Annotated in this window: 8 protein-coding genes; 3 read left to right on the forward strand and 5 right to left on the reverse strand. The window is 51.8% G+C overall.

Translation table 11 applies throughout. The features are described 5' to 3' along the window. The coding region (locus NKF06_RS19140; protein WP_253246316.1) for a hypothetical protein at window positions 1–220 on the reverse strand (220 nt) is incomplete at its 3' end. A 95-nt stretch (window positions 221–315) separates the two neighbouring features. On the opposite strand from NKF06_RS19140, the gene NKF06_RS19145 reads away from it, so the two are divergent. The 3 genes from NKF06_RS19145 (at window position 316) to NKF06_RS19155 (ending at window position 2,821) form a co-directional block, all read left to right on the forward strand. Then, window positions 316–792, forward strand: coding sequence for a hypothetical protein (locus NKF06_RS19145; protein ID WP_253246317.1), 477 nt, complete (start codon window positions 316–318; stop codon window positions 790–792). A gap of 1,006 nt (window positions 793–1,798) precedes the next feature. Then, window positions 1,799–2,278, forward strand: a complete 480-nt coding sequence (locus NKF06_RS19150) for a hypothetical protein (protein ID WP_253246318.1) — start codon at window positions 1,799–1,801, stop codon at window positions 2,276–2,278. A 108-nt stretch (window positions 2,279–2,386) separates the two neighbouring features. Beyond that, complete coding sequence (locus NKF06_RS19155; RefSeq protein WP_253246319.1) at window positions 2,387–2,821, forward strand: hypothetical protein; 435 nt, start codon at window positions 2,387–2,389, stop codon at window positions 2,819–2,821. 18 nt (window positions 2,822–2,839) lie between these two features. Here NKF06_RS19155 and NKF06_RS19160 read toward each other — a convergent pair whose 3' ends face one another. From NKF06_RS19160 to NKF06_RS19175, 4 genes are all read right to left on the reverse strand, one after another. Beyond that, entirely contained in the window at window positions 2,840–3,448 is a 609-nt protein-coding gene (locus NKF06_RS19160) for a site-specific integrase (protein ID WP_253246320.1), read from the reverse strand. Between the two features lie 386 nt (window positions 3,449–3,834). Then, window positions 3,835–4,317: a hypothetical protein gene (locus NKF06_RS19165; protein WP_253246321.1), complete on the reverse strand. Its 483-nt coding sequence runs from the start codon at window positions 4,315–4,317 to the stop codon at window positions 3,835–3,837. Window positions 4,318–4,328: 11 nt separating this feature from the next. Then, the gene (locus tag NKF06_RS19170) at window positions 4,329–4,700 is read right to left on the reverse strand and encodes a hypothetical protein (RefSeq protein ID WP_253246322.1); all 372 of its coding nucleotides are present in this window, start codon (window positions 4,698–4,700) and stop codon (window positions 4,329–4,331) included. A gap of 372 nt (window positions 4,701–5,072) precedes the next feature. Further along, window positions 5,073–6,691: AsnC family protein (locus NKF06_RS19175; protein WP_253246323.1), on the reverse strand; the 1,619-nt coding region annotated here is incomplete at its 5' end.

Raw genomic sequence — 6,691 nt, forward strand, 5'->3', positions numbered from 1 at the left:
GAAAAACCTTCATCACAAGCACGACAGCGAAAGTCCATACAAAAATGAATAAATCGTAAGACAACTTACCACTATCCCTGCGTTGGACAGCATCGGCTTCCGAGAAGAGATTAGTCAAGGAAGCAATGATGCTACAAGTCGTGGTTTGGCTGTTACCTTCGGCTACTGATGGTTTGTTGAAATTGTGCTGAATATAGAGGGTGTAGTCAGCACTAGTCACTGTGGCCTACTGCAGCCCGGTGCGTAATACGATGTTCGAGGAATATGCTCCTCCAAGCTAAAGAGTAATGAACAGAGCATATCGAACTATCTGCCATGGAACTCCAGTCTCTTGCTGTTGAGTTTTCCGTAGTGTTCTTCGGTGCCGTCTCTGGTGTCTTGCTCGGGCAATTTCTCGTTTATTACAGAAATAGGAAAGAAAAGATCGATCAGCTGAACAACGTCATCGGATGGCTAGAGAGAACGAGCGGCCAGATTATTTTTGAGCAGTGTATGATTGAGGGTTCGTTTGTGTGGCAACTCCATGAGCAACTTCTGGAATCGTATAGCGAGACCACGATGCTACTCAATGATAGAGAAAGGCGAGAACTAGAGAATATATTGACTGAGATGTCTCGTCTGAAACAGATCGCGCGGGTTGATCTCGAGATGGATGATACCCTCGATTCAGATGCTCAAGACAAGCGCCGAGACCGTCACGCATACTTGATGAGATCAGTGGAACGCCTCGACTATCCGTTGGGGGAACTCTCCTTTTGGAAGACTTTTCAGCGATTTGTCGGGATCAGATAATAAACTGACGTAGAGGTTGCACCGAACTGACTCTGTGTAAGATGAGCGCTCTGTATTCAACACGGGGTTCACAGCAGTGAGTTGATAATGTAGTGGGTTCAGCAGCTTCCGAGAAGAGGTTACTTTCAGTATCTCCGACTCGGACCATTCGTGTTGTTCTTACTGAACCGTCGGAATGAGGTAACAGTCAGATATTTGTGGTTTTATCTTGACACCAATCTATGAGTGACAGCTTGAGGGAATCGGACGACGAACTTGTTCCGCTTCGAGAGGAGTATACAAACGCTAAGGAGAGGCTCACCCGACAGGTATCGACTTTCCGTGCGTTCGCTAAAGAGGGTCAGCAGATGCTCCGAATTACTCTACTCTTTATCGGTGTGTTTCTCACGGCAGTCTCTTTCCTCGGTTTGGATGTTGCCCAGCAGACTCTCGGTTCAACGTCGTGTGCAGTCTATATCACACCGTGGGATGATTGTCTATCCCATCGCCTATTATCTATTTTCACAGGCTGTGGATTAGCAGTCAGCGCTATCGGCCACAGTATGGCAACAGGGAATGAAGCGCGTGCAATCGCTTACGCTGGAACAACTGATGACATCGCAGATGTACTTGATAGGCATGATGAAGGCGAATATCTACGCGAACGATTGAAGTCGTACTCAGATCGGATAGACCGGAATAACCGATTTCTCAATGTAGTTGAATCCTCGCTTGCACTCGGGAAGACGGGGTTAGCAATCAGCATTATTGGAACGACCGTCTTACACTCACTCTGGTTTTGGGGCCAATTCCTCCCTGGTTCACCCTCTCGAGCGTTGGCACTCTGTTTCTTATCCTGCTTGTGGCGTTCTGGGCTACACCCAATGAAGTAATCCGAGAGGGTAGATTATTTCGTGACCGTCGCTCACTCCTTAGTGCGATAGTGGACTATTTCCGAGAATAGGCTATTCTCAGAATGTAGCTTGTGTTGAATAGAATTATGGACAGATAGGCCACATCTTAGTATATGCGTGAGTTGGTCTTGGACAATTCTATACTGAGTCGATTTAAGGATGGTACAATTGATTTGGCTCTTGTGGAGGAGTCATCAAGTGAGGTCCAATACTATGTTCCATCCACACAGCACATTGAATTCCTTGACGACTTTGACAACCTTCGAGAAGATCTCCAAGACTCAATTCAAACGGTTCTGAATACCCTGGAACCAGAGTTGCTTAATTTAGAATCTGCCCCGTTTGGTAGCTCCCCGTTTGGACATGGGCCATTTGGAGGTGGCGATTCAAAGCATTACGAAGAGATTCTTATCAGAATGCCTGAAGACGATACCAATTCGAACTGGGATGCTCTTGGAGCAGAAACAGCAATCAACCATGGATTAACTTTTGTAACCCAAGACAGCGACCTCCAAGATGCTTTGAAAGACTATTCTCCAGATAACCTCATGACATTTGAGCAGTACAGAGAACTCTTGGAAACCTACGAATAATAACTCTGGTGTCAAAATACTGAACTAGTTCGGGCATCCGACAAGTACTATTCGCGGAAGTTAGTGGTGGGCGCAGATATAAAAGGGAAGGCAGTAGCAAATCACACTATGACAGTGGAAATCTGTAAAAGCCAGAAGGAGGTTAATAGTGCATTTTCCCGTGCAGACGATGCAAACTGCCCACACTTCTGGATAAAGACGCGTCAGAAGTATGCACATCTTGAGGTGGATATGATTACGACTGACGGTTTCATGCTCGCCAAGGAACAACTCGACAGAATCACTGATATCTTCGACGACTACTGCAAACGGGCCTACGAAGACCCAGATCACAAGCAGACCCCTGTATACGTTGGTCGGGGTCAGGCAGTAGTTTCGATCCACCCACTACGAATACCCGTAGCGAAAGAGGCAGCAAAAGACATCGAACAAATCGTACTTGATGAAGAGTCGTGGGTCCCGAGGGGAAGAGACGGAAATGTGAGAGAAACCCCCCTCGAGAACAGCCCAGATTCAGATGATAGCAAACTGGACGTTTGGTAGCTCAGAACCTCTCTCGGATCAAAGGGAGACCTCGCTCAACGACTTGATGATGTTCTCTTCTGACGGAGCTGCGAGGTAGGGCTCGATAGCGTCGTAGCTGGACCAGCCGCCGAGTGCCATCACGATTCGCGGCGACACTCCTTCCTCGACGAGCAGGTGATGCGCCCAGCAGCGGCGCAGATCGTGACTGGAGACGCGTCGGTAGTCGTCGTCGCCGGTCGCGTCCGCAGCTGCGTCGGCGGCGCGGTCGACCCACCCTTGGAGAGTTCGCTTCGAGCGTTGGACGACAGGGTCGCTTGGGCCGATGTCGTTGCCGTCTTGGACGAAGCGATTGATTCGCGCTTCGAGGTCGATGGGAAGCCACGTCTCACGTTGCTTCCCGTGTGCGTGTTCGCCCGTGGTGTCTTTCCCACTCCGGATTTCGAGCTTGTAGTGTCGACCGTCGGTGCGTCGAGAGATATCGTTCGGAGTGACGTCGAGGACTTCGGCGACGCGAAGACCAGAGTCGCCCATCAGCCTGAGCGCGATTTCCGCGAGGTCGGAGTGTGCTTGACGTGGGAGTTCTCGATACTCGGTGCGATTCATCCAGACGTTCCACGTTCCATCCTTGTTCCGTTCGGTTCGCATAGGTTCACGTTTCTCTAGAGAAGCACGCAGGATAAGTCATCGGGCGGGTTCAGTGGTTCGTCTGAGATGGCGCTTTTCGAGCGTTTGAGTCGGTGGACGTTCTCTCGATTGCACGTTTCTGTAGAAACGTGAAAATAGCCACTCACTTGCTGTGAAAACTTGCTGTCACGACAACTGACGAGATTGCGACCAAAGCCAGAACAAAATAGTGACCTAATGGTGGTTCTGAAATGCTGAACTCTAGCATTTCACCACTCACCCGCAGCGTTATCCCAGTAACTGCAATCACTGAGACACACAGTGCGCATACGATTAAATCTACTATCCCTGTGACCGAGCCTAACTCCGCCTCTAAAATTGCTTTAATGACTTCAGAAGTGCTCATTCTAAGATTTTCTGTTACCCAATACCTTTGACTCATAGATTGCGGTCACCGCGACAGCTGAGATTCCAAGCCCTCCGATTAAGTAAACAGGATCAGTCGCAACAAGCGCACCGTATGATGCCATAGCCAACCCAACGGCTAAGAAAGCAAACGCTGAGTTAGGTACTGAATGTCGATATTCATCCAGCTCTTGTTCTTTCTTTGACAATTCTTCATTCAACTCATCAACCTTAGACTCTAGTTCCGAGTTTTCAGATTTTAGTTGTTCAAGAGACTCTAATCGTTCCGTTTCGTTTCGAATCTTCTCTGAAAGTTCCTTGAACTGTTCCTCGCGGTGGTGTTTTGCTTCTTTTTGCTTCTGCTCTACCTGTTTGAGGATTCTCGAAATTTCTTCTTTGTCCCACTGGCCCCCACCCTGGGTACCACTAAAGCTAGAGAATGCACGGGCAGGATCAGAGGGTTGTTTTTCAGTTTCGGTAGTCATTGGTAATTGGACTACTCATCAGGGCCTGATTCCTCGGGCTCTTCTTCGTCTTCGTCTATTCTTAATTCGACATCAGCATATATCATTGGTGCCCTTGAGGCTTGTTTTTTACCCTCTCCGGTATTCTCAAACAATGCGAAATATTGCTTTTTACTTGATACTACTTCAGCATTGCTGCTGGTTTGTTCAACATCCATCTCTTCAGTACTTTCCTCAGATGTAAGAGTGACTTCACCAAGGCCGATGTGTTCCCCTTCAGATGGTACCGGTAGGTTCAGCCCTTGAAATCCTTGAAGATCATCACCATCTTGATCCCTGAAGTTCAGAAATACAAATGCCTCCTGAAAATTTGCAACCTCTGGTTCTTCCTCATCCTCACTCATGTTTGCAATCTACACCATTCACTAACCTGTGTCTTTTGATGACGGCATTGGTTTTCTAATCTGAGTTTAGTGGGTGATTCGAATTCCGCGTCAACGCAAGCCGCGCCGAGTAGGCGCGGCGACCCCCGTTTCATGTGTTTCATCTGGAGTCTGAGCGCAGCGAAGACTCCGGTAATCTTGGTGTGTGGCTTTTTAGCCACACATCTAACGGAGAATCAGGGGGGTCCCCCCGGATTCGGAGTGACGGCGGTCGCGGCGCTGGTCGACGCGAGACGGCGCCAAGAAAAATGCAGTCGCTAGCTCCCTGAAAATACAGACATTTTTGCCGGTACTAACGTCCGAGAACAGCGTTGCCACTCGCGAAACCAAACGTCAGCCGATGAGCTGACGCATCTGACCGAAGCTGTACGTCAACGGCGCGGAGGTATCGTAGGCCTCACCAACGACATCGAACTCGCGGACGAACTGCCGCCAGTCGTTGCCGGTCACCTCGGCCCACTTCGCAGCACCTGTTCGGAGGATACGCTTGACCTCCTCGCGCGTCGCCTGCGGCGCGAGTTCGAGAAGCTCGCGACCATCGTCGCGTTCCTTCCGGTCACGGACGTAGTTACGCAGCCAGCGCCCCCATGGGCCGTTGCCATCGCCGTACGTATCGGCGCGGATGATATCGTCCGTCGCCTCTTCGAGGGTTGCCGAGACCGAGCGTCGAGCAGACTCGATGTGTTCGACGATTCCCTCGGCGATGTGCTTCGAGGCGAGTTCGACGTGACCGTACTCGTGAATCACGAGATCACCGAGGCGCTTCAGCGCGCGGTAGACGGTGTCGATGTGGACGCCGATCCGTTCGGCGAGTTCCGCCGGTGAGATGTGGCCGCCGTCGGTCACCAGCTCGTCGGCGATCGAGACGTCCGTCTCGTAGAGATTGTTCGCAGCGGCGAACATCCGAATCTCGTCGTCTTGCTGCTGAGCAATTCGGGGAAGCGGGTTGTCAATGACCTTGACCATCCGTGCCTCGCCTTCGACTTTGAAGTAGTCGTCCGCGACGAACTTCTGATGGTCAGGCGTCACCGGAAGATTCGACCAGTTCAGGACGTTCAGCAGTCCCTCTTCGAGTTCCTTGTGTAGCTGGTCGACATCCGAGAATCGAAGGGTGTCGTCGAACAGCGAGTTCTGGTAAGAGACACCGATCTTCGGGTTCTCGAGTTCGGTCCCAGACACCGCTTCGGGGTTCCGCATGTGGTAGTGCTTGAACTCCTTCGGCAGCTCGTGTCCACCGACGACCTCAGCTGCGCGCATCGCGCAGATCGTCGCCGTGTGATAGTAGCCGGCGCACTCGCGGTCGTCACGGACCGTCTTCGAGTAGCCGCTCCGCTCGCGACCGAGAATCAGCGAGATGCGATGGAGCGTGCCGTCGAGCGCGAACACCTTGCCGGTCTCGCCCTTCTTCGCGCGGACATACAGTTCGGCGTCGGTGATGTTCGACGAATCGTGTATCTCGTCGGGATGGAGTGCCTGGTAGTCGATGCCCGTGAACGAGTTCCATCCGAACTCCTCTTGCCGCTCGCGAAGCTCGCGCAGCGCCTCGAACAGCACGCTCGGATACTGGTCAAACTCGAAGTAGCTCCCGCGCGTCTCGACGTCGACGCCGAGAATATTGTGCGGGTTCGGGATGTTCTTCCCGCTCTTCGAAGTGATCCCCGGCCACCGCGGTCGAACGCGGAAGTACGCGCGCTTCCGGTTCTCGTCCTTCGCGTCCTTGAACGACTGATAGGCCGCTGGATAGACGCGGATGAGGAACTCGGGAACGTCGTCGAGTCGCCAGTCCCACCGACCGAGGTCGGTACTGTCGTCCGGCGTCGCGAGGCCAGGATTGTCGGCGTAGCCGAACTCGACGTTCCACTCCTCACCACCGAATTCCATGCCAGCGCGGAGATTCCCGTACTCCTCGAAGTCGTGCATCTTGTACAGCGAGACGAGTCCGAAGTACGTCG

Origin of the sequence: Haloferax sp. AB510 (genome assembly GCF_024136985.1) — an archaeon.
In the GTDB taxonomy this organism is placed as follows: Archaea; Halobacteriota; Halobacteria; order Halobacteriales; family Haloferacaceae; genus Haloferax.